At 65.7% G+C, this 26,245-nt stretch carries 30 protein-coding genes and 1 tRNA gene; 15 read left to right on the plus strand and 16 right to left on the minus strand.

Features of this window, described 5'->3' with window-relative positions:
* Positions 1–62: 62 nt before the first annotated feature.
* Complete coding sequence (locus ACFEMD_RS01320) at positions 63–575, plus strand: hypothetical protein (protein WP_394739082.1); 513 nt, start codon at positions 63–65, stop codon at positions 573–575.
* A gap of 83 nt (positions 576–658) precedes the next feature.
* Here ACFEMD_RS01320 and ACFEMD_RS01325 read toward each other — a convergent pair whose 3' ends face one another.
* Complete coding sequence (locus ACFEMD_RS01325) at positions 659–2,020, minus strand: hypothetical protein (protein WP_394739083.1); 1,362 nt, start codon at positions 2,018–2,020, stop codon at positions 659–661.
* Positions 2,021–2,259: 239 nt separating this feature from the next.
* Here ACFEMD_RS01325 and ACFEMD_RS01330 point away from each other — a divergent pair, with 239 nt between their 5' ends.
* From ACFEMD_RS01330 to ACFEMD_RS01340, 3 genes are all read left to right on the plus strand, one after another.
* Complete coding sequence (locus ACFEMD_RS01330) at positions 2,260–2,487, plus strand: DUF2249 domain-containing protein (RefSeq protein ID WP_394739084.1); 228 nt, start codon at positions 2,260–2,262, stop codon at positions 2,485–2,487.
* A 128-nt stretch (positions 2,488–2,615) separates the two neighbouring features.
* Entirely contained in the window at positions 2,616–2,849 is a 234-nt protein-coding gene (locus ACFEMD_RS01335) for a DUF2249 domain-containing protein (protein ID WP_394739085.1), read from the plus strand.
* Positions 2,850–2,941: 92 nt separating this feature from the next.
* Complete coding sequence (locus ACFEMD_RS01340) at positions 2,942–3,205, plus strand: DUF2249 domain-containing protein (RefSeq protein WP_394739086.1); 264 nt, start codon at positions 2,942–2,944, stop codon at positions 3,203–3,205.
* A gap of 202 nt (positions 3,206–3,407) precedes the next feature.
* On the opposite strand, the gene ACFEMD_RS01345 is transcribed toward ACFEMD_RS01340, so the two are convergent.
* Positions 3,408–4,019 (minus strand): MBL fold metallo-hydrolase, encoded by a 612-nt coding sequence (locus tag ACFEMD_RS01345; protein ID WP_394739087.1) that lies wholly within the window; start codon positions 4,017–4,019, stop codon positions 3,408–3,410.
* A gap of 193 nt (positions 4,020–4,212) precedes the next feature.
* Here ACFEMD_RS01345 and ACFEMD_RS01350 point away from each other — a divergent pair, with 193 nt between their 5' ends.
* The 3 genes from ACFEMD_RS01350 to ACFEMD_RS01360 all read left to right on the plus strand — a co-directional run bounded on the left by ACFEMD_RS01350 (position 4,213) and on the right by ACFEMD_RS01360 (position 5,668).
* Positions 4,213–4,389 (plus strand): DUF5786 family protein, encoded by a 177-nt coding sequence (locus tag ACFEMD_RS01350; protein WP_278290878.1) that lies wholly within the window; start codon positions 4,213–4,215, stop codon positions 4,387–4,389.
* The gene (locus ACFEMD_RS01355; RefSeq protein WP_394739088.1) at positions 4,386–4,979 is read left to right on the plus strand and encodes an endonuclease dU; all 594 of its coding nucleotides are present in this window, start codon (positions 4,386–4,388) and stop codon (positions 4,977–4,979) included. Before ACFEMD_RS01350 ends, ACFEMD_RS01355 begins: the two co-directional genes overlap by 4 nt.
* Positions 4,980–5,071: 92 nt before the next feature.
* Positions 5,072–5,668 (plus strand): uracil-DNA glycosylase, encoded by a 597-nt coding sequence (locus tag ACFEMD_RS01360; RefSeq protein ID WP_394739089.1) that lies wholly within the window; start codon positions 5,072–5,074, stop codon positions 5,666–5,668.
* A 320-nt stretch (positions 5,669–5,988) separates the two neighbouring features.
* Here the strand turns inward: ACFEMD_RS01360 and ACFEMD_RS01365 are convergent, their stop codons facing one another.
* Positions 5,989–6,345: a nuclear transport factor 2 family protein gene (locus ACFEMD_RS01365; protein ID WP_394739090.1), complete on the minus strand. Its 357-nt coding sequence runs from the start codon at positions 6,343–6,345 to the stop codon at positions 5,989–5,991.
* Positions 6,346–6,465: 120 nt separating this feature from the next.
* On the opposite strand from ACFEMD_RS01365, the gene hisH reads away from it, so the two are divergent.
* The 3 genes from hisH (at position 6,466) to ACFEMD_RS01380 (ending at position 10,544) form a co-directional block, all read left to right on the plus strand.
* Positions 6,466–7,185: an imidazole glycerol phosphate synthase subunit HisH gene (gene hisH, locus ACFEMD_RS01370; RefSeq protein WP_394739091.1), complete on the plus strand. Its 720-nt coding sequence runs from the start codon at positions 6,466–6,468 to the stop codon at positions 7,183–7,185.
* A gap of 192 nt (positions 7,186–7,377) precedes the next feature.
* Positions 7,378–8,199: a hypothetical protein gene (locus tag ACFEMD_RS01375; protein ID WP_394739092.1), complete on the plus strand. Its 822-nt coding sequence runs from the start codon at positions 7,378–7,380 to the stop codon at positions 8,197–8,199.
* Positions 8,200–9,344: 1,145 nt separating this feature from the next.
* Positions 9,345–10,544, plus strand: coding sequence for a Cdc6/Cdc18 family protein (locus ACFEMD_RS01380; protein ID WP_394739093.1), 1,200 nt, complete (start codon positions 9,345–9,347; stop codon positions 10,542–10,544).
* Positions 10,545–10,588: 44 nt separating this feature from the next.
* On the opposite strand, the gene ACFEMD_RS01385 is transcribed toward ACFEMD_RS01380, so the two are convergent.
* Positions 10,589–10,945, minus strand: a complete 357-nt coding sequence (locus ACFEMD_RS01385; protein WP_005552983.1) for a hypothetical protein — start codon at positions 10,943–10,945, stop codon at positions 10,589–10,591.
* Positions 10,946–11,155: 210 nt separating this feature from the next.
* Complete coding sequence (locus ACFEMD_RS01390) at positions 11,156–11,707, minus strand: S-layer protein (RefSeq protein WP_394739094.1); 552 nt, start codon at positions 11,705–11,707, stop codon at positions 11,156–11,158.
* A 142-nt stretch (positions 11,708–11,849) separates the two neighbouring features.
* On the opposite strand from ACFEMD_RS01390, the gene ACFEMD_RS01395 reads away from it, so the two are divergent.
* From ACFEMD_RS01395 to lrp, 4 genes are all read left to right on the plus strand, one after another.
* Positions 11,850–12,965 carry a tRNA (guanine(26)-N(2))-dimethyltransferase gene (locus tag ACFEMD_RS01395; RefSeq protein WP_394739095.1) on the plus strand — a complete coding sequence of 372 codons (1,116 nt, stop codon included), beginning with the start codon at positions 11,850–11,852 and terminating at the stop codon, positions 12,963–12,965.
* A gap of 113 nt (positions 12,966–13,078) precedes the next feature.
* Positions 13,079–14,386 (plus strand): YihY/virulence factor BrkB family protein, encoded by a 1,308-nt coding sequence (locus ACFEMD_RS01400; protein ID WP_394739096.1) that lies wholly within the window; start codon positions 13,079–13,081, stop codon positions 14,384–14,386.
* Positions 14,387–14,446: 60 nt separating this feature from the next.
* A complete protein-coding gene (locus tag ACFEMD_RS01405; RefSeq protein WP_394739097.1) occupies positions 14,447–15,355 on the plus strand; it encodes a phosphatase PAP2 family protein in 909 nt (302 codons plus the stop codon).
* Positions 15,356–15,591: 236 nt separating this feature from the next.
* Positions 15,592–16,053 carry an HTH-type transcriptional regulator Lrp gene (gene lrp, locus ACFEMD_RS01410; RefSeq protein WP_394739098.1) on the plus strand — a complete coding sequence of 154 codons (462 nt, stop codon included), beginning with the start codon at positions 15,592–15,594 and terminating at the stop codon, positions 16,051–16,053.
* A gap of 11 nt (positions 16,054–16,064) precedes the next feature.
* Here the strand turns inward: lrp and ACFEMD_RS01415 are convergent, their stop codons facing one another.
* From ACFEMD_RS01415 to ACFEMD_RS01435, 5 genes are all read right to left on the minus strand, one after another.
* Positions 16,065–17,993, minus strand: a complete 1,929-nt coding sequence (locus ACFEMD_RS01415; RefSeq protein ID WP_394739099.1) for an ABC transporter ATP-binding protein — start codon at positions 17,991–17,993, stop codon at positions 16,065–16,067.
* Positions 17,994–18,069: 76 nt separating this feature from the next.
* Positions 18,070–18,210 (minus strand): hypothetical protein, encoded by a 141-nt coding sequence (locus ACFEMD_RS01420; RefSeq protein WP_293032105.1) that lies wholly within the window; start codon positions 18,208–18,210, stop codon positions 18,070–18,072.
* A 48-nt stretch (positions 18,211–18,258) separates the two neighbouring features.
* Positions 18,259–18,744 (minus strand): methyltransferase family protein, encoded by a 486-nt coding sequence (locus ACFEMD_RS01425; protein ID WP_394739100.1) that lies wholly within the window; start codon positions 18,742–18,744, stop codon positions 18,259–18,261.
* 130 nt (positions 18,745–18,874) lie between these two features.
* Complete coding sequence (gene thsB / locus ACFEMD_RS01430) at positions 18,875–20,542, minus strand: thermosome subunit beta (protein WP_394739101.1); 1,668 nt, start codon at positions 20,540–20,542, stop codon at positions 18,875–18,877.
* Between the two features lie 201 nt (positions 20,543–20,743).
* Entirely contained in the window at positions 20,744–21,499 is a 756-nt protein-coding gene (locus ACFEMD_RS01435; RefSeq protein ID WP_394739102.1) for an SOS response-associated peptidase, read from the minus strand.
* Positions 21,500–21,655: 156 nt separating this feature from the next.
* On the opposite strand from ACFEMD_RS01435, the gene ACFEMD_RS01440 reads away from it, so the two are divergent.
* On the plus strand, positions 21,656–21,781 hold the full coding sequence (locus tag ACFEMD_RS01440; protein ID WP_394739103.1) for a hypothetical protein: 126 nt from the start codon (positions 21,656–21,658) through the stop codon (positions 21,779–21,781).
* A 351-nt stretch (positions 21,782–22,132) separates the two neighbouring features.
* Here the strand turns inward: ACFEMD_RS01440 and ACFEMD_RS01445 are convergent.
* From ACFEMD_RS01445 to ACFEMD_RS01470, 6 genes are all read right to left on the minus strand, one after another.
* Positions 22,133–22,213: transfer RNA gene (locus tag ACFEMD_RS01445), tRNA-Ser, on the minus strand.
* 47 nt (positions 22,214–22,260) lie between these two features.
* The gene (locus tag ACFEMD_RS01450; RefSeq protein WP_394739104.1) at positions 22,261–22,506 is read right to left on the minus strand and encodes a hypothetical protein; all 246 of its coding nucleotides are present in this window, start codon (positions 22,504–22,506) and stop codon (positions 22,261–22,263) included.
* A 47-nt stretch (positions 22,507–22,553) separates the two neighbouring features.
* Entirely contained in the window at positions 22,554–23,765 is a 1,212-nt protein-coding gene (gene ilvA, locus ACFEMD_RS01455; protein ID WP_394739105.1) for a threonine ammonia-lyase, read from the minus strand.
* 246 nt (positions 23,766–24,011) lie between these two features.
* Positions 24,012–24,449: a gamma-glutamylcyclotransferase family protein gene (locus ACFEMD_RS01460; RefSeq protein WP_394739106.1), complete on the minus strand. Its 438-nt coding sequence runs from the start codon at positions 24,447–24,449 to the stop codon at positions 24,012–24,014.
* 72 nt (positions 24,450–24,521) lie between these two features.
* Positions 24,522–25,670 carry a citrate synthase gene (gene citZ, locus ACFEMD_RS01465; RefSeq protein ID WP_394739107.1) on the minus strand — a complete coding sequence of 383 codons (1,149 nt, stop codon included), beginning with the start codon at positions 25,668–25,670 and terminating at the stop codon, positions 24,522–24,524.
* A gap of 149 nt (positions 25,671–25,819) precedes the next feature.
* A complete protein-coding gene (locus ACFEMD_RS01470; protein WP_005552964.1) occupies positions 25,820–26,188 on the minus strand; it encodes a cell division protein SepF in 369 nt (122 codons plus the stop codon).
* Between the last annotated feature and the right edge of the window lie 57 nt (positions 26,189–26,245).

Below are 26,245 nucleotides of genomic sequence, written 5' to 3' on the forward strand. Positions count from 1 at the left end.
AATCCCGACGGCCGAACCCGTTCGACAGCAGGGCCAGGGAGCCGCCGTCCGTACGCCCGGGTATGAACCCGATCTCGCGCGGCCGATCCGACGACGCCACCGCGGCGTTCGACGGCTGGGACGAGTACGTCCCCGTTCACCTCCCCGAACCCGGACCGTTCCTCGAGGGCCACGCGCTCCTCGAGGACGGGGATCACGCGGCGTTTCACCGGCTCACCCGGGACCTATTCGAGGAGCGAGGCGTGTACGACGCCACCTTCGGCTACAACCTCGCCAGGCTCAACCTCGACCGCCGACAGCCCGAGGCCGGCTTCAGGTACGCGGTCGACGCCGACGATCCCGACGTGCTCCGGGCGGAGTTCACCCCGACGACGGCGTTCTGTCCGATCGCCGACGCGCTCGTCACGGGCTCGTTCCGGGCGTGGAACGCGCTCGCGGACCGACACGAGTACGATCGGGTTCGGGTGCGGGTCCACCCGATGCACCAGCAGGCCGACGCGCTCGAGGCCTCGCTCGAGCGCGCCAAACGGGCGCTCGAGGCGGGCGAATCGCTCGAGTCGGCGCTCTCGGACTGAACCGTAAGCTCGTTTGCGACATCTCTTCCGTCGAAGATCGATCGTCATCCTGGAGTGTGGTCGAAAACAGTTCGTCCGGAGACTTAATCGCCGACGCGGTCGACCTCGGTCGCGTCGGGCTCCGAATCGCTACCGGTTCCGCGGACGACGTCGCCGACGCCGCCGGGACCGTGTCGGCGGAGTGTCCACACCATATTAGCGGCGAAGAGCGCGACCCCGACGCTCGCGAGGGCGCCGCCGACCGCGGTGAGCCAGGTTGGCAGTGAGAGCGAGCCAGCGACCGCGAGGACGAGGAAGCCGGCGAGCGTGAGCCCGAAGTCGGCGCGCTCGAGCCGGCTCGAGTAGAGGTCGTCGATCGTCGGAACGGGCTCGAGCCCGATCCGATCGCTGTAGTGCTCGAGCCAGACGATAAACGGGATCACGTGGTAGAGCGTGCCGACGACGACGAAGCCGAACACGCCGATGACGAGCAGGTCGGTCGTTCCCGGCGCGCCGAACAGTCCCGCCTGGCCAGTCGGATCGCGCCACCACGCCGGCGCGGCGAGGACGGCCCAGGCGAGCAGCGATCCGACGACGACCCAGTACCGTGCGGTCATCGGGCTTCGCTCGACGGTCGACCGGAACAGCGCTCGAGCGATCACGAGCCCCAGCGCGGCCGCACCGACGAGCACCGCCAGCGCGCCGACGCGAGCGAGGGTCTCGAGGCCGGCCCCGCGGCCGACGGCAAGCGCCGCCACTCCGACGTAGAGGGCGAGTTCCTCGAGTCCGAGAAGTCGACGATCAATCGTCGCGTACTCGGTCCGGGTGAACATGGTCGCGAGCTGTGACAGTGCGCCGGCGATCGTCACGAGGACGGCGCCGTAGAGCGCGACGGTCGCGTGAGCGAGGAGGATACCGCCTCGCGTAACCGGGAGGGGCTCGACCACCGACGTCGAGAACGAGGCCGCGAGCAGCGTTCCGAGCGGGGCGAGCGCGGCGAAACAGAAGAGGGCGAACGCGAAGTGTCGCTCCGTTCGGTCGAGCGGTCGGGCCCGCAGCAGGGTTCGGCCGATCGTGTAGACGAAGAGCCACACGCCGGCGAGCAAGAGTCCCGCGGCGATCGGCAGGAGCGAGACCGATCCGGTGCCGAGGGCGGCCGCGAAGCCGGCCAGTCCGCCCGCGACCAGCCAGAGCTGCGCCGTCGCGAGCCGCCTCGAGTGGAGCGCGACGCCGGACCAGACGGGGACGAACTGCGTCATCGCGCCCATGATGGTCAGCGCGATCCAGCCGACCAGAAGCAGGTGGAGCTGGGCGACGTCGGCCAGTCCCGGCAGCGCGGTGACCGACAGGACGGTTCCCGCGACGATCCCGACGACGAGAAAGCAGAGCCCGACCAGAAAGTGCTGGAGCGGGATCGAGATCGGCGGCGTCCGATCGGTCCGCAACCCGTCCGGAATCGTGCTCATACCTCGTCGTTCGAACCGGGCGACCGTCGCCCTGCTCCCGAACCAGTTCGGCGGTCGCCGTCGGGTTGCGGAACGAGGGACCTCGCGATGCTCGAGTGGAGACGACCGGTTCGGAGCGGGAGCACGATCGGCTCGGGGTGGGTGGGGGACCGGCTCAAGGCGGGAGGGAGACCGCCTGGAGGCGCAGTCGAACCTGTTCGCACGAACGTCGTCCTTGAGGCACGTGCTATCGGTCGCGTATGGGAACGACCACGACCGAGACGACGCTCGACGTTCGCGAGATCGACGGTCCGCCGTTCGGACGGATCTCCGACACACTGGACGCCCTCGAGGCCAGCGAGCGACTGCGGCTGATCGCGGGGTTCGAACCGGTGCCGCTGTACGGGATGCTCGATGAACGCGGGCTGTCGTTCGAGACCGAACGGTCCGGCGAGAACGAGTGGCACGTGCTGATCGAACGTCCCTGAGCGGACGGCTCGGTTCGGGGACACGGCCATCGCTTTAAAATACGACTGGCGCTTCGAACGCCGTTTTTATCCTTCCCGAACGGGTTCGGACGAATATCGATACGACCGGAGCCCGGAGCTCTACCCGTATGACACGACTCGACGTCAGGGAGGTTCCGCCGCCGGAGCGCCACCCGATGATCCACGAGGCCTTCGAGGATCTCGAGGTCGGCGAATCGCTCACGATCGTCAACGACCACGAACCGAAGCCGCTGTTCTACGAGTTCCAGGCGGAGGTCGACTCGTTCGATCCGGACGACTACACCGTCGAACGGGTCGCGTCCGACGAGTTCGAGGCGACGTTCCCGAAACGAACCGGCTGACGGGGACTGATAGGGGTCGGCGGACGGCGAGGGCCGTCCGCCCGAACTCGTTCGGCACGAACGTCTGGTACCGTCGGCACGACCGTTCGAACATGGAGTCACGCGTCGACGTCCTCGACCAAACCAGTGCCCCGACCGATCGGCCGACCGACCACCTCGACGTTCGGTCGCTCGGACCGCCGGAGCCCCTCCAGCGGACCCTCGAGCGACTCGCCGCGCTTCCCGACGAGACGGTGCTCGTCCAGCGAAACGACCGCGTCCCGCAGTTTCTCTTCCCGAAGCTCGAGGAGCGCGGCTACGCACACGAGACGCTCGAGCGGGAGGACGACGTAGTAACCGTCGTCTGGAAGCCCTGAGAGTTCGGTCGTTCGTCCCTCGCTCCCTTCAGTCGCTCGCGGATGCTACTCGTCGGGATACTTCGGCTCCCGCGTCTCCGCTCGCTCGAGGGCCGTCTCAGACCCACCTTTTTTCGCTCGGATTCGCTCCTTGCAGTCGCGAACCGCTCGCGGAAAAATCTGGACCAAAAAGCCGCTCGCTCCCTTCAGTCGCTCGCGGATGCTACTCGTCGGGATACTTCGGCTCCCGCTTCTCCGCTCGCTCGAGGGCCGTCTCGACGACGTCGCGCACGTCGCCGTGGAAGACCCCGCCGTGGCCCGCGTACATGTACTCGACACCCTCGGGCATGCGCTCGAGGAGGTCTTCGATGCTCTCGATGAGTCGCTCGCGGGACTGGCCGGCCATGTCGGTGCGGCCGAAGCTGCCGTAGTCGAAGGCGCCGTCGTCGTGGACGACCACGTCGCCGGAGAACAGCGTCGTCTCGGAGACGAACGAGACGTGGTCGTCCGAGTGGCCGGGCGTGTAGACGACGTCGAACTCCTCGTCGCCGATCTGTATCGTGTCCCCGTCCTCGATCGCGTGGTCTCGTTCCGGGTGGTGGTCGTAGGCGTACACCTCGGGGTCGAACGCCTCGCAGACGGCCTCGAGCTGCTCGACGTGATCGCCGTGCTGGTGGGTCATCGCGACGGCGTCGAGTTCGTCGGTGTGCTCGCGGATCGCCTCGCCGATGCCGTCCCACGAGCCGGCGTCGACCAGCGTCGTTCGCTCGCCGACGACCAGATAGGCGTTGCAGGTGAACGTCTCGGCGTCCTCAGTGACGTGGTAGACCTCCATACGGAGTCGGTCGTGAGCCGACGGCAAAACGGTACTGCCGGATCCGTGAATGTCCTCCCTCGGAGCGGGCGCAACTGTGGCGTCGTCGGAACGCCCCGCGGGAACGACGTTGGCCCGGATATGTGCTGTTTAAGGGGATTGAAGGTGGGGTCACCCCGAGACTTTTCAGTTCCGCTCTCGAATGTGACACTGTATGGGATTCGGGAGCTACGACGAGTCCGAACAACAGGAGGTCGACGCCGATTTTGATGATGATGACGCCGTCCAGTCGGAACAGAACCATCACCACGGCTCGATCGAGTTCGAGAACGGCGCCTCGAGCGACGAGCTGCTCGATCGACTCGAGGAGATCAAGGACGACCCCGAATGAAGGCCGGGACGCGGGCGCTCGGCGTCGCCGAGTCGTTCCGCGTCGAATCGGACGCTCCGAGTGAACGGGGTCGGAGCACGGTCGCCGGTACCGTCGTCCGCGCCGACCGCGTCGTAGACGGCGTCGGCTACCGCAGCTGTACCGTGGGTGACACCGACGTGACCGAGGCTATCTGCCGGCTCGTCGACGACCTCGGTCGCCCCGACGTTCGGTACGTGCTGATCGGCGCCGTCGCGCCCGCCTGGTACAACGTTCTCGATCTTTCGGCAGTGTACGAACACGCCCAGCGACCGGTTCTCGCCGTTACCTTCGAGGAGAGCGAGGGACTCGAGGCCGGTCTCGAGGACGCCTTCTCCGGAGCGGCGCTCGAGGAGCGTCTCGAGCGGTATCGTCGGCTTCCCGAGCGACGTCCGGTCTCGGTGAACGACGAGACGGTGTACGTCCGCAGCGTCGGCCTCGAGTCGGACGAGGCGGCCGACGTCGTTCGCGACTTCACCCCCGAGGGCGGGCGCCCGGAGCCGATCCGGGTCGCCCGACAGGCTGCTCGAGCGGCCGACGCGTACGCGGACTCGCTCGTCCACGGCGGGTGAGGGGGCCGTTAGCCGCCGGCTATCGGTCCTCGATTCGTCGACCGGCAGCTGCGACCCGAAAGGCGTAGTAGGAAGCCGTCTGAGGGACGGCTATGGGAACGATGGAGGATCTCTGTGTCACCGAGTGTACCCGGTGTCCGAAACTCGTCGAGTCGCGGAGTCGGATCGTCAACGGCACCGGTCCCGAGGACGCCGACGTGCTGTTCGTCGGCGAAGGACCCGGGGCAAACGAGGACGAACAGGGCGAGCCGTTCGTCGGGCGAAGCGGCTCCGTGCTCGACGATAAGCTGCGAACGGTCGGCCTGGACCGCGACACCGTCCGGATCACCAACTGCGTGCGCTGTCGCCCTCCGGAGAACCGCGACCCGACGAGAGAGGAACTCGAGAACTGCCGAGGCTACCTCGAGACGGAGATCGATCGGCTCGATCCCGACGTGATCGTCACGCTCGGAAAGGTGCCGACCGAACACCTGCTCGGCCGATCGGTGTCGGTGACGAAGGAGGCCGGCTCCGTCGAGGAGGTCCGCATCGAGGGAACGCCGCGTCGACTGCTGATCTGTGTCCACCCCGCGGCGACGCTGTACGACCGCAGCCAGGAGGAGACGTTCGCCGATGCCCTCCAGCGCGCTGCGGAGCTCGCGGACGTCGACGGGTCGGAGGGCGGCCAGACGCGTCTCGACGGCTTCTGAGATCTCGTTCCACTTCAGTCGTCGACAGTGGTCGCCTTATTGATCGGGTCACGCTATCGATCAGGCCACGCTGCGGTGGCGCGCGCCGGCCGATAGCGAGCGAACAGCGAGCTATCGGCCGAACTGTGCGAGGTCTTCGTGAATAGCGTGAACGAAGGCTTGTCAGAGCGTGCTCTGACAGTGGATGAGTGAGCGAACGGGGAGGAACGACCTGTGAGCGAACGAATCGGTTGGGGAGGGCGTGGAAACTGCCTGTTGCCGGCTCGGCAAAACGTGCAGGTTTCAGTTTCGGTTTTCCGATACCACGTTCGCTTCCGGCGCTACACCTCGTCGCGGTCCGTAAACGAGTAGCGCCGTGCGATCGTCCCGTCCTCGAACTCGTGGAAGTCCGCGAAGGCGAAGGCGACGTCCTCGCCGTCCTGTCGACCCGAAAACGTCCCCCGCACGGCGACCGTTCCGTCCTCGACGACGAGGTCGTCGACCTCGTGGCTGCCGTCCTCGAGCGGGCGCCCCTCGAGGTAGAACTCCCGGAGCTCCGCTCGGCCCTCGATCGCGCCCTGTCCCGGGCGCTCGTAGCGAACGTCCTCGGCGAACAGCGCGACGAGATCGTCGTAGCGTTCGTCGTCGACGGCGTCGTAGTACTCCCGGACCACCGTTTCTGGTTCGCGGTCGGCCATACCGGAGCTACGGGTCCCAGCACGTAGTTCCTGCGTTCGCCGGTCCCGAACGTCCTCGATTCCGCCCGGGATGCTGCGGCAATGGCAATACACTTCTTTCCGCCCCACCCAGGTCCGGGTATGAGCACCGTCACGTCCGACCAGCAGCAGTCGCTCGCCGACGTCGTCGTCGTCGACTACGGCCTCGGCAACCTCCGCAGCGTCACCCGCGGGCTCGAGCGCGCGGGCGCCGACGTCGAGATCACCGACGATCCCGAGGCGTTCGCCGACGCCGATGGTGTCGTTCTCCCCGGCGTGGGCGCGTTCCGCGAGGGCGTCGAAAACGCCGACCCGCTCCGGGAGGATCTGCTCGAGGTCGCCGATTCCGGCACGCCGCTGTTCGGGATCTGTCTCGGCATGCAGATGCTGTTGACGACCAGCGAGGAGGGGGCGAACGAGGGCGAGTCCGCCGTTCAGGGTCTCGATCTGATTCCCGGGACGAACGTCCGCTTCGCCGAGGGCCAGAAGGTCCCCCACATGGGCTGGAACCAGCTGTCGGTCGAGCGCGACCACCCGCTCGTGGATGGAGTCGACGGCGTCGAGTCAGAGAGCCAACGAGAGGACGGATCCGCCAGCGGCGGATCCGTCGACGACCGATACGCCTACTTCGTCCACTCTTACTACGCGGTTCCCGACGACGAGGACGCCACGGTGGCGTCGACCGACTACGAAATCGACTTTCCCGCAATCGTCGCCAACGAAGCCGGCAACGTCTTCGGTACCCAGTTCCACCCCGAGAAAAGCGGCGAGACGGGATTGAGAATCCTGCGGAACTTCGTCGAGATCTGTAGCGACCAGTAGCGGTTCCACGAACTCCGGGTAGGAGGATGACGGTTTTTGGTCCAGATTTTTGCCGTGAGCGGTCGACGGAATCGACCCGAACGAGAAAAAGGTGGCTATCGGAACTTCGTCGAGATCCGTAGCGACCAGTAGCGATTCGGAGCTCGCGATCTCGAGTAACGTTTTAAGATCGTTCGCACGGCACTGCGAGTCATGTACGCCATCCTTACAGACGATCTCGATCTCGCTCGAGCCGGGGTCGGCGACCGAAGCTACTACTTCACGGAGTACGTCGACGGACGTCGGCAGGAGCCACTCGAGGGGGCGGTCAGCTCCGTCGCCTGCTGGGGTGACACGGCGACGGTTCGCGACGAACCCGAGCGGGCGGCCGTCGACGCCGACGGAACGCGGGCTGCGCCCGACACCGAGGGCCATCACTGGGGTACCGTCTGCCCGACCGATCCCGACTACCGCGAGGGGCTGCTCGAGCGGCTGGGAGGAATCGAGGGCGACGTTCGGCTGACGACGCTTGGCTTTCCTGGACCGGGGTTCTGTCGGTGCGAGCGCTGCGACCGGCGGTTCGGACGAAGTGGGTTCGACGAGCGCGACGCGTGGCGAGCCGACGTTCTCACGGCCTTCGTCGCGGAGGCTGCGAGCCGGGTGGACGGCGAGCTAACCGCAACGCTGTACCCGGATCCCTACCCGGGGAGCCTCCACGAGCGAGCGGGGATCGAGCCGGAGGCGCTCGCGACTCACGTCGACGGCTTCCTCGTCCCGCTCTGTGATCCCGGCTACGGGACGAGCTACTGGGTGGAGTCGCTGGCCCGCGGGTTCGCGCGTCGGCTCGCAGGGCTCGAGGTCTCGCTTTCGATCCAGCTGTCGGGGGCGGAGATCGATCCCGAGCAGCTCGCCGGGGTCACGCGGCGGGTCGAACGCCACGCGGACGAGATCGTTTACGGAACGTATCCCGAGGACGCCGAAACGGTTGGGGAGACGATCGAACGACTGCGCGAGGGGAAGGCGACGCCTGCCTGAACCGGGGCCGTGAGCGAAATCGTCGGGAACTCAGGAGGAAGGTCGTCGCTCGAGGCGTTCGGAGATCGATGAACCGCCTGTGGACTCAGGTGGGCGAGCCAACTGAGGACGTGAAAGTGGAAGAGACACACCCCGCGTTGCCGCTGTATAGCTCACGGAGAGGGAACGGGGTGAAAGACCGGACGGTCGCTGCGTGGAGGGGTAACCGCCTCTCGAGCGGTTGCGAGACCCACGGCCGGCGAATTGGGTTGTTAGCTCCCAGCTGAAGACGCTGATCTGCTCGGCCGGACTCTTTCCTCCGGATATCACCACACCTAAATACTATTACTGAGTCAAAGTCCATTAGCAGTATCGAACGCTACTTCGGTCGATCGTATCGAACGAGGGGACGACTCGAGTCGAATCCGGGGTTCGGACTCGGGCCGGGTTCCGTTTCGGTCGCGACCTCCGACTCGTCACTTGAGTCCGGGCTGGGAGTCTCCGTGAAGTTCCTCGCGGTCGGACGGGTCTTTCGTTGTGTGGCTATCGACGGCCGTCTCGAGACACCTGCGATCCGTTTCGGAGGCTGCCCGGTATCCCTCGACGATATCGCGCAGCAGTCGAAGTCGGCGTCCGTTATCGCGTCGCCGCGAACGCCGGTTCTCGAGCACCCTTCGTTTCGACTCCCCTACCGCCGTTCCGTTACAGCGGCACTCCGGGGTGTGTGTGTGTTTATACAGCGGCACCGAGGGGTAAGAACCGAGGGGATACGACTGTCTATCGAAGGATTTGTCCTCATACAGAAGAACTCCGGTGTGTGCCGGCCCCTCGAGCGTCGTCGGTGGTACTCAAACTTCGCCGATCCGCTCGCCGATACAGCGGCATCGAGGGGTGGTCTCGATCCCATCCTGCACAGCGTCTCGCTGCGAGAGGCCCGTTCATACAGCGGCACCGTGGGGTGTTTCCTCGAGCACCCCCCGACCAACTTACCGCGAGAGACACACTCATACAGCGGCACTCCGGAGTCCCCGGACGGCCTATACAGCGGCATCGTGGGGTGTCGTTCCCGTTTCTCAGAACGCGACACAACGAAACCGAGGGAATTACAGCGGCAATCCGGTTCCGAACGTTTACAAACCACCCCTCCCGATAGTCGGAGTAGCTGAATGTCGGATTCGATGGACTACTTCGGCAGCGAAACCGAGATCTTCCGGAACAAGGAGCTGCTGCAGGTGTCACACCTCCCCGACGGCGACCGCATCATCGGTCGCGAGGACGAGCTGACGAACCTCGCGAACGCGATCAAACCGGCCACGCGGGGGAACACGCCGAACAACGTCCTCGTCTACGGGAAGACCGGGACCGGCAAGTCGCTGTGTTCGAAGTTCATCACGAACCAGGCGATCGACCGCGCCGAGGGTAACGACATTTCGATCGGCGTCGCCTACGTCGACTGCCTCCAGGAGTCGACGGAAACCCAGGCCGTCCAGTCGACGGCCCACCAGCTCAACGATCAGCCCGAGACGGAGATCTCGATCCCCCACTCGGGACTGAGCACCGCCGAGTACTACCGGCGGCTCTGGCGAATCGTCGACACCGAGTACGACGTCGCGCTGATCATCCTGGACGAAGTCGACAAGATCGAGGACGACGACATCCTGATGCAGCTGTCGCGGGCGGTCGAATCCGGCAAACTCACCGACAGCACCGTCGGCGTCATCGGTATCTCGAACAAGGTCCGGTACAAGGACTCGCTGGACGAGCGGATCAAGTCGAGCCTCTGTGAACGCGAGTACGTCTTCTCGCCGTACGACGCCTCACAGATCCGTGAGATCCTGCGCTCTCGTTCGGACGCCTTTCACGACGGCGTCCTCGAGGACGGCGTCGTCCCCCGCGTCGCCGCCCTCGCCGCACGCGAACACGGCGACGCGCGCAAGGCGATCGACATCCTCCGCTTTGCCGGCGAGATCGCCGAGGAGGACGACCTCGAGGCGGTCACCGAGGCCTGCGTCGATCACGCCCACGAGCGCGAGGAGACCAGCCGACTGGCCGAACTCATCTCGAAGAGCCCGAGTCACGCGAAGCTCGTCCTCGAGGCGATGGCACTGCTTACCCAGCAGAAAGAAGGCGAGGACGCCCCGGTGACGACCAACGAGGCCTACGACCTCTACAAGCGCCTCTGCGATCGGGACCGATCGGATCACCTGAAGCTCCGGCGGGTGCGGGACATCCTCTCGGAACTCGAGTTCCTCTCGATCATCGAACAGGAGCGCAAGTGGGCGGGCAAGGGGAAGGGAAACTACATGGAAAACCGGCTGATCGACGATCCGGAGGTCATTATCGCGGCCTGTAACGAGTCCGACTAACAGTTCTGACTCCGACGAGCGGTTCCACCCCGCACGTGCGGTTTTCAGAGCAGTTCACGGACGTCGGAGTACCACATATCGTGGTAGTCGACGTGGCCGACGCGACGGGCGATCGCCACCGCGAGGGCGTGCCAGCACAGCTCCGTGGGATCGTCGTCGTCCAGGTTGTACTCGCTGTCCTTGCAGGTACAGCCGCCGTCCTCGACGATGTACTCATCGTCGTAGCCGACGACGATCGTAAAGTCGCGGTAGGACTTCACGCGGTGTTCGCCGACCGCCTCGATGGCGCGAACCCCGCGGTCGCCGTGGATCGTTGAGACCCGGTCGACGATCTCCGGCGTGAGCTCGCCGGTCTCCTCGAGCCGGGCCTGCCAGCGCTCGACGGGGTTCGCTTCCGACACGTCCGGAATTCGGGAACGGACCGTCAAATCGGTTTGGTTGTTCGTCCGGGACCGACCGGAGAATCGGCTCGAGCATCGATCGGTGTCGGCCCCTCGACCGATGAGAGAACACGGATCCCGTCGATGGAAAGAACGCGACCTCGTCGACGAAAGCGTCGCTCAGCGTCCGAAAGAAACCGAGAAAGAGCTTCGGCGCGCGGGAGGGACGTGCTACTCGTCCTCGTCGTCGGTTTCGTCGCCCGCCTCGTCTTCATCGTCCTCGTCGTCTGCTTCACCGTTCTCATCGTCGGTCTCCTCTTCTTCGTCATCCGCTTCGTCTTCGCCGTCTTCCTCGTCTTCGACCTCGGAGTCGGGCGTCGCGCCCTCGAGGACGAGCGTCTCCTCCTCGTCTTCCGCTTCCTCGAGCGTGACGGTCTCCTCGACGTCGTCGAACTCGCCGTCCTCGCTTTCGACAGTGATCGTGTACTCGCCCTCGTGGAGGAGGTTGACGTCCGAGAGTTCGCCGTCCTCGATCTCTTCGGCGTGGGTGGAGCTGTAGTCCTCCTCGTCGTGTTCGATCAGGACGCTGAACCCGGTCGAAACCGGCTCGCCGTCCTCGGTCTCGAAGAAGAGCGTGAGGGCGCCGGGGTCGTCCGTCTCGAACGTGTCGTCGTCGCCGTTGTCACCGTTCTCGTCGTCGTCCGAACAGCCGGCGAGTCCGACTGCGGTCAGGGCCGCGGCAGTCGTTGTGAACTGTCGCCGGGTGAGCGGTTGTCGTTCCATACGCTATCACGTTCGGTCCGCGTGATAAATTTTCAGATTTCCTACCTATTGGGTGTTGGTACCATTCACCATTCCCGTGCGAGAGCCCGCGAGCCCGACGGAAGATCACGCGCTTTTTCGATCTCCGCGGACGAGAGACGGTATGCGCGTCACCGAGGGCGGAGTCGAACTCGAGGTCCCCGGCGAACAGACCGAGGGGATCGAGGAGTCGGTGTTCTACAACCCGCGACAGGAGCTGAACCGGGATCTGACGATCGCGACGCTGCGGGCCTACCGCGAGCGCGAACCGCGCGCCGAGTCGTACCTCGACGCGATGACCGCGAGCGGCGTTCGCGGGACGCGCGCCGCCGCGGACGGCTGGGACGTCACCTGCTGTGACGTCGACGAGGAGGCCGTCTCCCTCGCCCGAGGGAACCTCGAGCGAAACGGCTGCGAGGCGACCGTTCGCAACCGCGACGTCAACGCCCTCATGCACGAGGACGTCTTCGACGTGATCGACCTCGATCCCTACGGGACGCCGATGCCGTTCGCCGACGCCGCGTTCGCGAACTGCCGGGATCTGGTCTGTGTGACCGCGACAGACACGGCACCGCTGTGTGGCGCCCACTTCAACAGCGGCGTCCGGTCCTACTCCGCGGTGCCACAGAACACCGACTACCACGCTGAGATGGGCGTTCGGATCCTGCTGTCGGCGCTCGCGAGAAGCGGGGCCCGCTTTGACGTCGGCGTCGAGCCGATCCTGACCCACGCGACGAGCCACTACGTCCGGACCTACCTCGAACTCGAGCACAAACCCACCGCGGCCGACGCCGCCCTCGAGGAACTGGGCTCCCTCTCTCACTGCGAGGACTGTCTCTACCGCGAGGCGAGTCCGGGGCTGATCGCCGATCCGCTCGAGCGCTGTCCGCACTGTAACGGCACCCGAATCCTCGTCGCCGGTCCGGTCTGGCTCGGTCCGATCCGCGACCGGGCGTTCGTCGCCGACGTTCGCGAGCGCGTTCCCGAGTCGTTCGGCACCGCCGGAAAGGCTCGAGAGCTGTGCGAGACGCTCGAGACCGAACTCGACGAACCGACCCACTACGACCAGCACAAGCTCTGTCGCAACTGGGGGCTCCCAGCCAACGCGATGGACGACTTCCTCGCCGATCTACGGGAAGCCGGTTACGACGCCTCGAGAGCCCACTACGGCGGGACAACGTTCAAGACCGACGCCTCCGTCGGGGAGATCCGAGCGGCGACTGCGGATTCGCTGGAGTAGTCCGACGCGGTCCCAATTCGTCCGTCGAACCGAACGCCAACCGTCCGTTTCGGCAGGCGCTGCAGGCCAGTGCCACACGACCGCATATTTGAGTTCAACCCGAACGTACCCTTGTGCTCGACTACAGCCGCGCGCACGAGCTCGGAACACGGCTCGTCCGACTGGCCCGACAGGAGCAACTGACGCTTCTGGCGGCCGGGGTCGCCTTCTACGCGTTTCTCTCGCTCGCGCCGTTAGCACTGCTCTCGCTGGCGCTTGCGGCCTCGATCGGCGGGGAAGCGCTCGCGGCGCAGGTGACCGACACGACCGAGGACGTGCTGACGCCGTCGGCCCAGGCACTTCTCACGGAGACGATCGTCGACGAGACCGGCCAACAGGGAGCGACCGTCGTCGGGGCGCTCGGCCTGCTCTGGGGATCGAGCCGCGTGTTCCGTGGCCTCGATCGCGCCTTCTCGTCGGTGTACGGTACCGTGGCTTCGAAGTCGCTGGTCGATACGTTCTGGGACGCGACGATCGCCGCCGCCGCGATCGTGATCGGGCTCTCGATCGTCACCGGTATCGAGCTGGCGGTTCGATTCGTCCCCTTTACCGGACACCTCGTCCTCGGCCCGCTGTTCGTCGTACTGGGGCTGATCGCCGCCTTCCTGCCGCTGTACCTGATCTTTCCCGACGCGAACGTCGACGTTCGCGAGGCGCTTCCCGGAACGCTCCTCGCGGCGGTGGGATGGTTCGTCCTCAGTCGCGCGTTCTCGCTGTACGCGGGCCTCGCCGGACAGTACGCCGTCTACGGAGCGCTCGGTGCCGTCTTTCTCGTTCTCGTCTGGCTGTACGCCGGAGCGATCATCCTCGTCTTCGGGGCGACCCTCAACGCGGTGCTCGCGGATCGGGAACTGGATCGGCAGCTACAAAGTCCCCGCCCTCGACAGCTTTCGACAGAAGCGATGACTGACGACGCCACGGGTGCCGACGAGGGGACCACGAGAGATCGTCCGGATCCGGACGATGCGGATCGGACGAGGACGTACTCGAGCGCCCGCACTCGCGATCGGGCGGACGACGCCGACGCGCTCCGCGAGGAGATCGAACGGCTCCGCGACCGGGTCGACGAGTTCGAGACGTCGGTCGAGCGACGCACCGTCGAGAAGGAGCCGCTCGAGGCCGAACTGAAGCGGTACGTCCGTCGTCGGGTGCGACGCGGCCACGCCCACGGCTGGGGTCCCTACCTCGTCTTGTTGTACGGAACGGCGATGTCGATCGCGGCGTTTTACTTTCTCAGCGGGGGCTGGGCGATCCTGGCGCTACTGGTCGTCTTTACCTCGACGCTCGGGCTGTACGTCCTGATGGTGTTGCTCGGTGCCGGCCTCACCGTCCTCGGCGTTCCCGGCCGCATCCGAAACGCGATCGGCGAGCGACGGTCCTGAGAACAGCCCGAACCGGACTGACCGTTGATTATAACCTCCCGTCCGCTGTAGGTGCTCCCGATGTGGTTCGAGTCGGCGCGGGTCGAAGCCGTCAGAGATGCGTTCCCTGAGTGGCTGGCGTTTCTCGTCGCCTTTCTCTCTCATCTCGGCAGCGTCTGGTTCGTCGCGCCAGCGGTCGTCCTCGCGTTCTGGTATCTCGACCCTCGCCGGTTCGCCTCCTGGATCGGGATCGTGCTGGGGTGTTACGCCGTCATGATCGGGCTCAAGGGGTACTTCGAGACGCCACGGCCCGGCGTCGACCCTGCGGTCGCGGTTGAGTCACTCCCCCTGCCGGTCGCGCTCGTCTACGCCCCCGCCGTCGAGATCAGCACCTCGAGCTTTCCGAGCGGCCACGCGATGGCCGCAGTCGTGATCTGGACGATGCTCGCGCTCGAGCTCGACGTCGGGACGCGGCGCCAGCGAATCGCAACCGCGGTCGCGATGGTCGGCCTCGTCTCGCTCTCGCGGGTCGTCGTCGGCGTCCACTTCCCCGTCGACGTCGTCGTCGGTACGCTGGTCGGTCTCGGATACGTCGCGGCGATGCTAGCGATCCGACGTCGGATGCGGACTCGAGGCAACTACGCGGCCACGACCGCCGTCTTCGCGGTCGGCGTCGTCCTGGCGTTACTCGCGCTGGTGACCGACGGCCGAACCGATGCCGCCGCCCTGTTCGGCGGGTCGATCGGTGGCATGCTCGCCTGGCGGTACGCGACGCCGCCGCGGGAGCCCTGGGACCGGACGCTTCGAGGGGCGCTCCCAGCCGTGCTCGGATCGAGTCTGCTCGGGGGAATCGCCCTGACGCTGCTCGTCGTCGACAGCCATCCCGTCTGGTTCCTCGTCGGACTGATCGGCGGCGCAGTCGTCGTTGGCCTTCCCGCATTCGCCACAACGCGATCCCCGGTCACCACGTTCCGGCAGGCGGCGAACTAACGTCGCGCCCCCGTTCTGCGCGACGAGGCGCCGTTTCTCCGTTCGACCGAACTCTGAGCGACGTCGCGCAGTGCGTTCGGGATAAGAAGCGTGGATGTTCCCGCTTGTTAGCTTTCTCGGCTCGCTCTCCGGGCATCCCCATTACTAATTCTCACTGGTTCGAGCAAATCACTCGTCTACGGCCCGCAGTTGGATGTTCGTAAACTTCTAAAGGGCGGGATGTGAGGAATTATGTGATGACCTACGAAAATCTCGACGCAAAGCTAGTAAACGCCCTGCTGGGCGACGGGCGGGCGAGCCTCCGGAGCCTCGCGGAGGAGCTCGACGTCTCGGTGACGACGGTCTCGAACCACCTCTCGGATCTCGAGGACGAGGGCGTTATCCAGGGGTACACGCCGCGAGTCAACTACGACGCGGTCGGCTACGACGTCACCGCCGTCATCCAGCTGCAGGTCGAAGGGAACGCCCTCCCCGACATCACGGACACGCTTCGGGACCACCGACAGATGACCAGCGTCTACGAGGTCACCGGCGACTACGACGTCATCGCCATCGGCAAGTTCAAAGACACCGACGGGATGAACGACCAGATCAAACAGCTTCTGACCGATCCGGACATCAAAGCGTCGAACACGAGCGTCGTCCTCAACGCCGTCTCCGAGAACGAGCAGTTCGAACTCGAGATCGAGGACGCCTGACGGACTCGTTTTCAGTCGCCGCCCTTGAGCAGCGCCTCGGCCGCTCGCTCGCGGTCGCCAGCCTGGGCCGCCCACAGCCGCGCGTACGTGCCGTCCCGTTCGAGCAGCTCCTCGTGCGTTCCCCGTTCGACGACCCGACCGTCCTCGAGGACGAGGATCAGGTCGGCGTCCTTGATCGTCGATAGGCGGTGTGCGATCGCCAGTGTCGTCCGATCCTCGGTGAGCCGGTCGATCGATCGCTGGATCTCGAGTTCGGTCTTCGTGTCGACGGCGCTGGTCGCCTCGTCCAGGATGAGTACCTCGGGGTCGGCCAGCACGGCCCGGGCGAGCGCGACTCGCTGGCGCTGGCCGCCCGAGAGCTTGATGCCGCGCTCGCCGACGCGGGTCTCATACCCCTCGGGAAGCTCGCTGATGAACTCGTGGGCCTGCGCTGCCCTTGCGGCGTCCCGAACCGCGTCGTCGGACGCCTCGAAGTGGCCGTACCGAACGTTCTCGGCGATCGTCCCGTCGAAGAGGAACGTGTCCTGGCTGACGTAGCCGACGGCCGACCGAAGGTCGGCGAGGGCGACGTCGCGAACGTCGTGACCGTCGATCCGCACCGATCCCTCCTGGACATCGTAGAGCCGCAACAGGAGTTTCAGCAGCGTCGACTTCCCGGCCCCGGTCGGACCGACGAACGCTACCGTCTCGCCCGGCTTCGCCTCGAAGGAGACGTTCTCAAGGACGGGTTCCTCGAACGCCGCGTCTGGATCCCCGCCGGCGTCGGCGTGCTCGGTGTCGGCGTAGCTGAAGGAGACGTCGTCGTACGCGACCCGGCCCTCGACGGGCTCGAGGGCGACCGGATCCTCCGGGTCGGCGACGTGGACCGGGATGTCCATCAGCCCGAACACGCGCTCGCTCGAGGCCTTGGCGTTCTCGTACTGGTCGACGATGTTCGACACCTCCGCGAGCGGGTCGACGATCCGCTGGGTCAGAAAGAGGAAGACGACGAAGTCGCCGACCGAGAGCGTCCCCGTCAGCGGGCCGGGTGCGGTCCCGGTCGTGAGCCAGAGCCCGCCGACGAGGAAGGTTCCGGCGAAGGCGATCCCCGCGAGCAGCTCCATCCCCGGCCGGTAGACGTAGCTCAGCTTCAACACGGCCATCGTGCGATCGAAAAAGTTCCGCGAGGATCGGCGCACGCGGTCGACCTCGTGGGCCTCGCTCGAGGTCGCCTTCGTCAGCCCCATTCCTGAGATGGCGTTCTCGAGGCGGGTGTTCAGCCGGCCGACGGCCGAGCGCTGGCTGACGTAGCGGGGTTCGGCGGCTCGCATGAACCAGATCGTGAAGGCGACCATCGCGGGGATCGCAAACAGCGTCACGAACGCCAGCTGCCAGTTGAGGTAGAAGAGGACGCCGGCGATGCCGCCGACCATCACCAGCAGGCGCGCCGAGTTCATCAGCGCGTCGTCCAGAAATCGCTCGAGATTCTGGGTGTCGTTGTTCAGCACGGCCATGACTTCACCGGTCTGTTTCTCGTCGAAGAAGGCCGTGTCGAGCCGTTGCATCTTCTCGAAGCTCTCGACCCGGACGGCGTGCATCACGTCGTGGGCGAACAGGTTGGCCGTGACGCCGTAGATCCAGGTGAAGACGGCGACGACGAGAAACGAGCCGGCGATGGCGACGACCGTAAACCAGAACTGCTCGGCGCTCTCGGTCGGCAGCCAGGCGTCGGGGACGATCGGCAGTTCGAACGGCCCCTCGTCGAGAAAGACCGCGTCGATGGCGACCCCGAGGATCAGCGGCGGCACGAGACTCGCCATTCGCGCGACGAAGTTGGCGAGCATCCCCGCCGAGAACCAGCCGAGGCGGCCGGGCGCGTACTCGCGAAAGAGCCGCGAGAGCGGTCGGTCGACCGCCTCCCGATAGGCGTCGAACGGGGTCTCGTCGTCGTGGGTACTCACTGACGACCCGCTACCGTTTCGGATCGTAAACGTTCACCGGTTCGAGTCGGGGTGACGCGTCACTCGCTCCCGTTCGTCACCGAATATAGAGGATGATCGCCCCGAGCGCGAGCAACAACAGCCCCCACCAGAGCGAATCGCCGGGCATGACCTTGAGGATGAGCGTGACGATACCCGAAGAGAACAGCGACCAGCCGATGGTCGTTTGATATGCCATACTCGTTGTACTCCGTCGAGCCCAATAGTTCACCGGCCTGCCGCCCCCTCACGGTCGCCGCGGAACCCACCGCGGCACCCGTTCCCGGTACCGCTCGTAGACCTCGCCGTGTTTCGCCGCCAGGTGGGGCTCCTCGTACTCGAGTACGCGATTGTGAAAGCCGAGCCAGCAGCCCGCGGCCCACCAGGCGACGAGCACCGATCGGTACAGCAGGGCCTGTCCGCCGAGACACAGGAGAACGGCGACGTACATCGGATTCCGGACGTAGCTGTAGACGCCGCTCGTCACCAGCTCCTCCGGCTCGTCGGTCGGTGACGGCGTCCCCTCGTGTTCTGAAAACCGCCACGCGGTGTGGAGATACAGGAGGATGCCCGCGAGGAGAGAACCGATACCTGTCGCTCGAGCGACGCCCGCCGGAACGGGAAACGCGAGTTGATCGCGTCGGGCCAACAGCATCGGAATGAGGCCCGCGACGGTACCCGGAACGACGACCGAGAACGCGGCGGTCTTCAGGAGGACACGTGGCGATGCCATAGCGACGCCTCGACGCGCCAGCGTAAAGCGCTATGGACGCCTCGTCGGTGATACGTTCGAAAAAATCGGAGTGTGATCGGTGACGAGCGGTACGTGGTTCGGACGAGTGAGGGGGCGCTGACGGCCTACTTCACATCGCGCCGCCCATGCCACCCATACCGCCCATGCCGCCCATGCCGCCGCCGGGGGCGCCCTCTTCGTCGCCGCCCTTGTCTGTCGAGAGGTCGCCGGCGGAGATGATGTCGTCGATCTTGAGCACGAGATTCGCGGCCTCGGCAGCAGAGGTGACGGCCTGGTCCTTGGCGTGAGCCGGCTCGACGACGCCAGCCTCGAAGGTGTCCTCGACGTCGCCCGAGAGGACGTTCAGGCCGGCCGTCATGTCGCCGTCGTCGTGGGCTGCACGCAGGTCGACGAGCGTGTCGATGGAGTCGAGGCCGGCGTTTCCGGCGAGCACGCGCGGAACGAGCTCGAGCGAGTCGGCGAAGGCTTCGACGGCCAGCTGCTCGCGTCCGGAGACGCTGTCGGCGTAGTCACGGAGCCGCGAGGCGAGTTCGACCTCGATGGCGCCGCCGCCGGCCAGCACGCGACCGTCGGAGACGGTCTGGGCGACGACGTCGAGCGCGTCGTTGACGCCGCGCTCGAGCTCGTCGACGACGTGGTCGGTCGAGCCGCGCAGCAGGAGCGTGACGCCGTGGGCGTCCTCGCCCTCGACGTAGAACAGCTCGTCCTCCTCGTCGCGGGTAACGTCGCCGTAGCCGAGGTCGTCGCTCGTCGCGTTCGCCAGGTCGGAGACGATGTTCGCGCCGACGACTTCCTTGAGGAACTCGAGGTCGGACTTCTTCGCGCGGCGGACGGCGAGGATGCCCTCCTTCGCGAGGTAGTGCTGGGCGAGGTCGTCGATGCCCTTCTGACAGAAGACGACGTCGGCGCCGAGGTCGGCGATCTGGTCGACCTTCTCCTTGAGCTGTTTCTCCTCGCGGTCGAGGAACTTCTGGAGCTGGTCGGGATCGGTGACCGAAACTTCGGTGTCGACGTCGGCCTCGTCGACCTCGATCGGCGTGTTCAGCAGGAGGATGTCGGCGTCTTCCGCCTCGGTCGGCATGTTGTCGTGGACGGGGTCTTTGTCCACGATACCGCCCTCGAGCAGGTCGGACTCGCCGGCGCTGCGGCCGGTCTGGGTCTCGATGTTGAGGAACTCGAGGTCGACGACGTTGTCGCCCTCGTCGTTCTCGACGGTGACCTGGCTGATCGCGTCGATGATGAGCTGGGCGAGGTGCTCCTTGTTGACCTCGGTACCCTTACCCGTCATCGAGGTTTCCGCGACCGAGCGCAGGAGCTCCTCGTCGCTGGTGTCGACGTCGGTGGCGATGTCGTCGATCTCCTCGCGGGCCTGCTCGCTCGCGAGGTGGAAGCCCTTGATGATCGCCGTCGGGTGGATGTCCTGCTCGAGGAGGTCCTCGGCGTTCTTGAGGAGCTCACCCGCGATCGCGACCGCAGTGGTCGTGCCGTCGCCGGCCTCGTCTTCCTGTGTCTCGGCGACCTCGATGATCATCTCGGCCGTCGGGTTGTCGATGTCCATCTCCCGGAGGATGGTGACGCCGTCGTTGGTGATCGTTACCGATCCCATCGAGTCGACGAGCATCTTGTCCATTCCCTTCGGGCCGAGGGTCGAGCGAACGGCCTCGGCGACCGCTCGAGCGGCACGAATGTTGTAGTCCTGCGCGTCCTGGTCCTTGACGCGCTGGGAGTCCTCGCTCATCACGATCATCGGCTGTCCCTGCTGCATTCGCTGGCTCATAGTCAGCCGATTCATTGATTGTCCTTCTACATAAATGCACCGTTATCGATCCCGTCGACGCACTCGAGCCGTTTCCGGCATGACGGCCAAAAACACGGTACTGCGGAGGGATGGAGCCGGGTCGTGCGACAGAATATCACAGCTACCGACGCCGGAACGGTCCGATACCTTGGCTATATTTAAGTGCTTACGTGTCAGCCCTCACGGGTCGACCGGTTCGACCAGCGACGGCTCGTCCGTGCTCGGGTCGTTGACCGCCGTCGACACCGGGTAGGCTCGCAGGTCGTCGCCCGGATACGGCTGCAGACACGACTGCGGATCGTCCGCGGTTAGCCACTCCCGCTCCCGGCCGGGCTCGAGGATCACCGCCATCCGGTGGTGGAGCTGTGCGACCAGATCGTTGGGCTCGGTCGTGACGATCGTAAACGTCTCGAGGGGTCCCTCGTCCGTCTCGTCCTCGAGGCCGCCGCCGAACGCGTCCAGCCCGGACTGGGTCGTCTCGGGCACCCAGCGTTCCCACAGTCCCGCCATCGCGAACGGACGGTCGTCCTCGAAGGCGACCCGGTAGGGCTGTTTCCCACCGTCAGATCGGAGATCCGACGAGGATCGCGAATCTCCGATTCGCTCATCCTCCTTCGTCTCGACCCACTCGTAGAACCCGTCGGCCGGGACGAGACACCGCCGAGACTCGTAGGCCGCCCGAAAGCTCGGCTTCTCGTCGACCGTCTCCGCGCGTGCGTTGATGAGCCCGCCGCTGTCGTCGTCGGCCCACGACGGGATCAGCCCCCACTCGAGCCGGCGGAACTCCTCGGGTGCCTCGTTCGTGATCACCGGTAGCTCTTGGCCCGGCGCCGCGTTGTACCGCGGCTCGAACGGCGACTCCGAGTCGGGAAAGCGGGCGTCGAAGCGCTCCTCGAGTTCCTCTCGGTCGATGAACAGGGTATAGCGGCCGCACATACGAGCGATTACGTTCCGAACCGGCAAATACGCCCCGCTCGAGACTCGATCGCCGATCGTTCCGCCCCGCGAAACGGTCGCCCAAGCGTCGGTTTCCCGCCGATCGAACTCGGTACGTCCCTCGTACTCATCACGGCTCTCGTGCTCGAGACGCGTATGCAATCGAACGAGGATTCGGAGTACGAAGCACGGTTCAGCGAGGACGGGTTCTTCGAGGTCCGCGAGTGTGCCGATCCGGACCGCTGGATCGCCTGCGACAGCCCGGTCGAAATCGAACAGTAGCGCTCGATCGTGACTCGAGAGGGGGTGCTCGAGAGCAGAGCGGTCGGGCTGCTGTCGCTCGAGGGTTTGCTCGCGGCAGAATACGCCGGGACCGGGATTTGAACAGGTGCAAGACGGTCGGCTCGCTTCGCTCGCCGCTGCGAGTTGCGTGTTCAAATCCAGTCGTCGGGTATTTGCCACTCGCGGTTTGCTCGTGGCAAAATACGCCAGGACTGGGATTTGAACCACGTCCGAGAACCTGCTCGCCTTGCTCGCAGAACCTCGGCCTGATTCAAATCCCTTCGCCGCCGTTTTTCGCGTTCGATTGACTCGCGTCGCTACGCGCCGCTCGTCGGTGTGAAACGCGAAAAACGCCAGGACTGGGATTTGAACCCAGAATCCCAAAGGGAACACGCTTTCCAGGCGTGCGCCTTACCGTTCGGCCATCCTGGCTCGGGTTATCCTAACCGCGTCCGTCGTTTAACTGTTACGAGACGCGGTCACTCCGCGCGCCGAGACGTCCAGGCGGCGATACGATACTCGAGCAGATAGCTGCCGATCCCCGCACCGATACCGACGAGGACGGCAACGAGCGCACCCTGTCCCATCGTCACGAGCGGTTCGACGAACAGGGCGTACCCCTGGACGAGCACCAGGAAGGCGAGCGCGCCGACGAGTCCCCACAGCAGCGCGGACTTGGCCCGCCGCGAGAGGCCGAAGAAGCCGTTGGTCGAGGAGCCCGTCATCGGTTCTCACTCGAGCATCCGTCGCGTTGCCCTTACTCCGTTCGATCCTACGCGAGGACGTCGACCTCGTACCCCTCGTCGCGCAGATCCGCGAGGAACCGCTCGACGTGGTCGGTGCCCCGCATCTCGAGTTCGATCTCGACCTCGGTGTCGCTCATCTCGACGTCCCTCGAGGTCCGATCGTGGTGGATCGCGTAGATGTTCGCCTGGTGGGCGGTCAGGATCGCCAGCAGCTCCTCGAGGGAGCCCGGACGATCCTTGAGTACCGTCCGGATCTTGAGGTACCGGCCCGTCTCGACCAGCCCGCGGACGATGACGTTGCTGAGGGTGTTGAGGTCGATGTTGCCGCCACACAGCGCGGGGACGATCGTCTCGCCCTCGTCGTAGTCGAACTTTTCGAAGAGGACGGCCGCAAGCGGCACCGCACCCGCCCCTTCGACCACCGTCTTCGATCGCTCGAGCAGGTGGACGATCGCCATCGCGATCTCGGGATCGGACACCGTGACGACCTCGTCGACCCGCTCTTGAATGTAGGGGAACGTCCGTTTGCCGACGCTGCGGGTGGCGATCCCGTCCGCAATCGTGTCCACGCCGTCCAGCGAAACCCGCTCGCCCTTCTCGAGGGAGGGGGCGGCGCTCGAGGCGCCCTCGGCCTGGACACCGATAACGCGCGCGTCGGGTTTCTTTCCCTTGACCGCCGTCGCGATCCCGCTGATGAGCCCGCCTCCGCCGATCGGGACGACGACGGTATCGACGTCGGGACAGTCCTCGAGAATCTCGAGGCCGATCGTCCCCTGGCCGGCCATCACGTCCTCGTCGTCGAAAGCGTGGAGGTAGGTCCGGCCCTCCTCGCGTTCGATCCCGTGGGCTCGGTCGGCGGCCTCGCTGTAGTCGGTCCCCTCGAGGACGACCTCGGCGCCGTAGTTTCTGGTCGCCTTGACCTTCGAGATCGGGGCGTGCTGGGGCATGACGATCGTCGCGTCGACACCGGCCCGGGTCGCGGCGAGGGCGACCCCCTGGGCGTGGTTGCCCGCGCTTGCGGTGACGACGCCCGCTTCCTTCTCCGAGGGCGACAGCGTCGCGATCCGGTTGGTCGCGCCGCGGATCTTGAACGCGCCCGTTCGCTGGCTGTTCTCGAGTTTCAGGTGAACCTCGGCGTCGGTCATCGACGAGTAAGTGTACGAGTACTGCAACGGCGTCCGTCTGGAGGTCTCGCGAACCCGATCTTCCGCCTCGAGAATATCCGATAACTGAAGCATACGCTCGAGTAGTGGGCACGTACTGTAAGGATTTACTATCGGGAATAGGTGTATCGGTTACCCCCTCGACCCGATAGTCTGTGTTGCCGGTGGGGCAACACGACAGGGAATACAGGATTGCACGGCGTGTGACCTGCGACTGTAGTCGCGAGTGGAGACACCATAAAACCCATGCACCCGGAGCGGAAGTGAAACCGCAAGAGGGCGCCGCGGTCTATCGGTCGTCAGACGCTGGACAGACATCCGTCATTCGCTCGTTCGTATCACGACATCCCGGTTCGAAACGTATGTTCGAACCCGGTCCTCGAGCGAGGAGCCGTCGGGCCAGTCGACCCGTTCGGCGACCCCGAGTCGGTCCGGGTCGCCGACGTAGACCCAGACCTCATCGGCGTCCGGGTCCTCGCGGGACACCGGGATCCGCTCGTACAGTCCCCGGTCGACACCCTCGTACCGATCGAGGGCCTCGAGCCCGCGCTCGTCGACCGAGAGGAGTCGGCCCTCGATACGGTCGCCGGGTGCCAGCGTCGGGTACTCGCCCTCGACCCGGTGAAGCCCCTCGAGGATGGCCGCCGAGCCGAGCTCGTACTCCGCGTTCGGGAGGCTCCTGAGAACGGCTTCGACCCGATCGGGGTCGGTCAGTGTTCCGTAGACGAACACCGTCTCAGTCGTACGCGTCGTTGCCATGAACCGGTCACTCTCGCGCGTCGCAAAAAGTAGCGCCGGTTTTCCTCGACCGACACCGCCCGTTCTGTTAGCCTACCGCTCCTCGAGGGGGACGAACTCCTGATCCTCGGGGCCCGTGTACCGGGCGCGCGGGCGGATGAGGCGGTTGTCCTCCTGGTACTCGACGACGTGGGCGATCCAGCCGGGGGTGCGGCTCATCGCGAAGATGGGGGTGTAGAGATCGATCGGGATCCCGAGCTGGTAGTAGACCGAGCCGGAGTAGAAGTCGACGTTGGGCGCGATCCCCTTCTCGGCGAGGCCCTGCTCCTCGACCAGGTACTCCTCGATCGTCGTCGTGTAGTCGTACCACTTGCGCTCGCCCTGCTCGGCGAGCTCCTCGCTGCGCTCCTCGAGAATCTTCGCGCGCGGATCCTTGACGTTGTAGACGCGGTGGCCGTAGCCGGGGATGCGACGCCCCTCGTCGATCGCCTGTTCGATCCACTCGCGGTGGTCGAGGTCGCTCTCGTCGATCTCCATGAGGACCTCCATGACGTCCTGGTTGGCGCCGCCGTGGAGCGGTCCCGAGAGGGCGCCGATGCCACCGGTGACGGCGCTGTAGATGTCGGCCATCGTCGAGCCGATGACCATCGAGGTGAACGTCGAGGCGTTCAGCCCGTGGTCGGCGTGCAGCGTCAGCGCCTGGTCGAACGTCTCGGCGGCCAGTTCGTCGGGTTCCTCGCCCGTCAGCATGTAGAGGAAGTTGGCCGCGAGTCCGAGGTCGGGGTCCGGATCGACCGGTTCCTCGCCGAGGCGGTAGCGCTCGAACGCCGCGAGGACCGTCGGGATCTTGGCGGTGATCCGTCGTCCCTGTCGTCGCGTCGCCTCGAGATCGTCGGGCTCGGCGTCGGCTTCCGGCTCGTACGCCGAGAGCATCGACACCGCCGTCCGCAGCGCCGCCATCGGTCGTTCGTCCGCGTCGGCGAGCTGCTCGACCGTCTCGAGAACGTCGTCGTCGACCGATCGCTCCTCGGTCAGTGACGCGGTAAACGACTCCAGCTCGTCTTCGGTCGGGAGTTCGCCGTGCCAGAGGAGGTAGACGACCTCCTCGTAGCTCGCGCCGCGAGCGAGGTCCTCGATCGAATAGCCACGATAGATCAAGCGTCCGGCATCACCGTCGACCGAGCTGAGCCCGGACTCTGCGACCAGAACTCCCTCCAGCCCTTTCTCGAGATCGTCAACCATACTCGGGCTTTCGTATAGTAATGGAAAAGTATTATCGTTTGCAGTCCCCGGGAACGCGGCTCTCGACCGTATCAGAGATTACACTCGTCGAACAGGGAATCGACGTCTGTCGACAGACGCTGGATCGGGGGGTCGGTGGAGGTCCGGGATCAGGAGTCCTGGCCTAACTTCGTCCGGTTGATCCGTACGCCCGCAGGGGTGACGATGATCTGATCGTCGCCCTTGCGGACGATGTCGCCGTCGACCTCGTGGGCAACCTGTCGCAGCTCGTCGACGATGTGTTCGACGGTGCTGTCGTTGGTCCGCAGCCGAGTGATATCCGCGAACACGATGTCGCCGTCGTAGACGGCGTCCTTGATGGCGACCGCGTCGGCCTGACCGCTGATCTCGGCGATCCGAACCTGCATCCGCGCCTCGGCCGACTCGGTCGAGATGTCGCCGAGGTCCAGTTCGACGTAATCGTCGGTGGTGGTCGTAGGCTGGCCACCGGTGCCGACGATCTTATCCATGAATCCCATTGACGATATCCTGCGTGGCCGCCAGTATAGTTCTTGCGTCAGACGACGCCGCCGGTT

It is taken from the genome of Natronococcus roseus (assembly GCF_043677095.1).
GTDB lineage: Archaea > Halobacteriota > Halobacteria > Halobacteriales > Natrialbaceae > Natronococcus > Natronococcus roseus.

Bases quoted from the DNA above. Each gene is read 5' to 3' on its own strand.
- ACFEMD_RS01320 (WP_394739082.1), top strand. From the start codon at position 63: ATGAACCCGATCTCGCGCGGCCGATCCGACGACGCCACCGCGGCGTTC.
- ACFEMD_RS01325 (WP_394739083.1), bottom strand. From the start codon at position 2,020: ATGAGCACGATTCCGGACGGGTTGCGGACCGATCGGACGCCGCCGATC.
- ACFEMD_RS01330 (WP_394739084.1), top strand. From the start codon at position 2,260: ATGGGAACGACCACGACCGAGACGACGCTCGACGTTCGCGAGATCGAC.
- ACFEMD_RS01335 (WP_394739085.1), top strand. From the start codon at position 2,616: ATGACACGACTCGACGTCAGGGAGGTTCCGCCGCCGGAGCGCCACCCG.
- ACFEMD_RS01340 (WP_394739086.1), top strand. From the start codon at position 2,942: ATGGAGTCACGCGTCGACGTCCTCGACCAAACCAGTGCCCCGACCGAT.
- ACFEMD_RS01345 (WP_394739087.1), bottom strand. From the start codon at position 4,019: ATGGAGGTCTACCACGTCACTGAGGACGCCGAGACGTTCACCTGCAAC.
- ACFEMD_RS01350 (WP_278290878.1), top strand. From the start codon at position 4,213: ATGGGATTCGGGAGCTACGACGAGTCCGAACAACAGGAGGTCGACGCC.
- ACFEMD_RS01355 (WP_394739088.1), top strand. From the start codon at position 4,386: ATGAAGGCCGGGACGCGGGCGCTCGGCGTCGCCGAGTCGTTCCGCGTC.
- ACFEMD_RS01360 (WP_394739089.1), top strand. From the start codon at position 5,072: ATGGGAACGATGGAGGATCTCTGTGTCACCGAGTGTACCCGGTGTCCG.
- ACFEMD_RS01365 (WP_394739090.1), bottom strand. From the start codon at position 6,345: ATGGCCGACCGCGAACCAGAAACGGTGGTCCGGGAGTACTACGACGCC.
- hisH (WP_394739091.1), top strand. From the start codon at position 6,466: ATGAGCACCGTCACGTCCGACCAGCAGCAGTCGCTCGCCGACGTCGTC.
- ACFEMD_RS01375 (WP_394739092.1), top strand. From the start codon at position 7,378: ATGTACGCCATCCTTACAGACGATCTCGATCTCGCTCGAGCCGGGGTC.
- ACFEMD_RS01380 (WP_394739093.1), top strand. From the start codon at position 9,345: ATGTCGGATTCGATGGACTACTTCGGCAGCGAAACCGAGATCTTCCGG.
- ACFEMD_RS01390 (WP_394739094.1), bottom strand. From the start codon at position 11,707: ATGGAACGACAACCGCTCACCCGGCGACAGTTCACAACGACTGCCGCG.
- ACFEMD_RS01395 (WP_394739095.1), top strand. From the start codon at position 11,850: ATGCGCGTCACCGAGGGCGGAGTCGAACTCGAGGTCCCCGGCGAACAG.
- ACFEMD_RS01405 (WP_394739097.1), top strand. From the start codon at position 14,447: ATGTGGTTCGAGTCGGCGCGGGTCGAAGCCGTCAGAGATGCGTTCCCT.
- lrp (WP_394739098.1), top strand. From the start codon at position 15,592: ATGACCTACGAAAATCTCGACGCAAAGCTAGTAAACGCCCTGCTGGGC.
- ACFEMD_RS01420 (WP_293032105.1), bottom strand. From the start codon at position 18,210: ATGGCATATCAAACGACCATCGGCTGGTCGCTGTTCTCTTCGGGTATC.
- ACFEMD_RS01425 (WP_394739100.1), bottom strand. From the start codon at position 18,744: ATGGCATCGCCACGTGTCCTCCTGAAGACCGCCGCGTTCTCGGTCGTC.
- thsB (WP_394739101.1), bottom strand. From the start codon at position 20,542: ATGAGCCAGCGAATGCAGCAGGGACAGCCGATGATCGTGATGAGCGAG.
- ACFEMD_RS01435 (WP_394739102.1), bottom strand. From the start codon at position 21,499: ATGTGCGGCCGCTATACCCTGTTCATCGACCGAGAGGAACTCGAGGAG.
- ACFEMD_RS01440 (WP_394739103.1), top strand. From the start codon at position 21,656: ATGCAATCGAACGAGGATTCGGAGTACGAAGCACGGTTCAGCGAGGAC.
- ACFEMD_RS01450 (WP_394739104.1), bottom strand. From the start codon at position 22,506: ATGACGGGCTCCTCGACCAACGGCTTCTTCGGCCTCTCGCGGCGGGCC.
- ilvA (WP_394739105.1), bottom strand. From the start codon at position 23,765: ATGCTTCAGTTATCGGATATTCTCGAGGCGGAAGATCGGGTTCGCGAG.
- ACFEMD_RS01460 (WP_394739106.1), bottom strand. From the start codon at position 24,449: ATGGCAACGACGCGTACGACTGAGACGGTGTTCGTCTACGGAACACTG.
- citZ (WP_394739107.1), bottom strand. From the start codon at position 25,670: ATGGTTGACGATCTCGAGAAAGGGCTGGAGGGAGTTCTGGTCGCAGAG.
- ACFEMD_RS01470 (WP_005552964.1), bottom strand. From the start codon at position 26,188: ATGGGATTCATGGATAAGATCGTCGGCACCGGTGGCCAGCCTACGACC.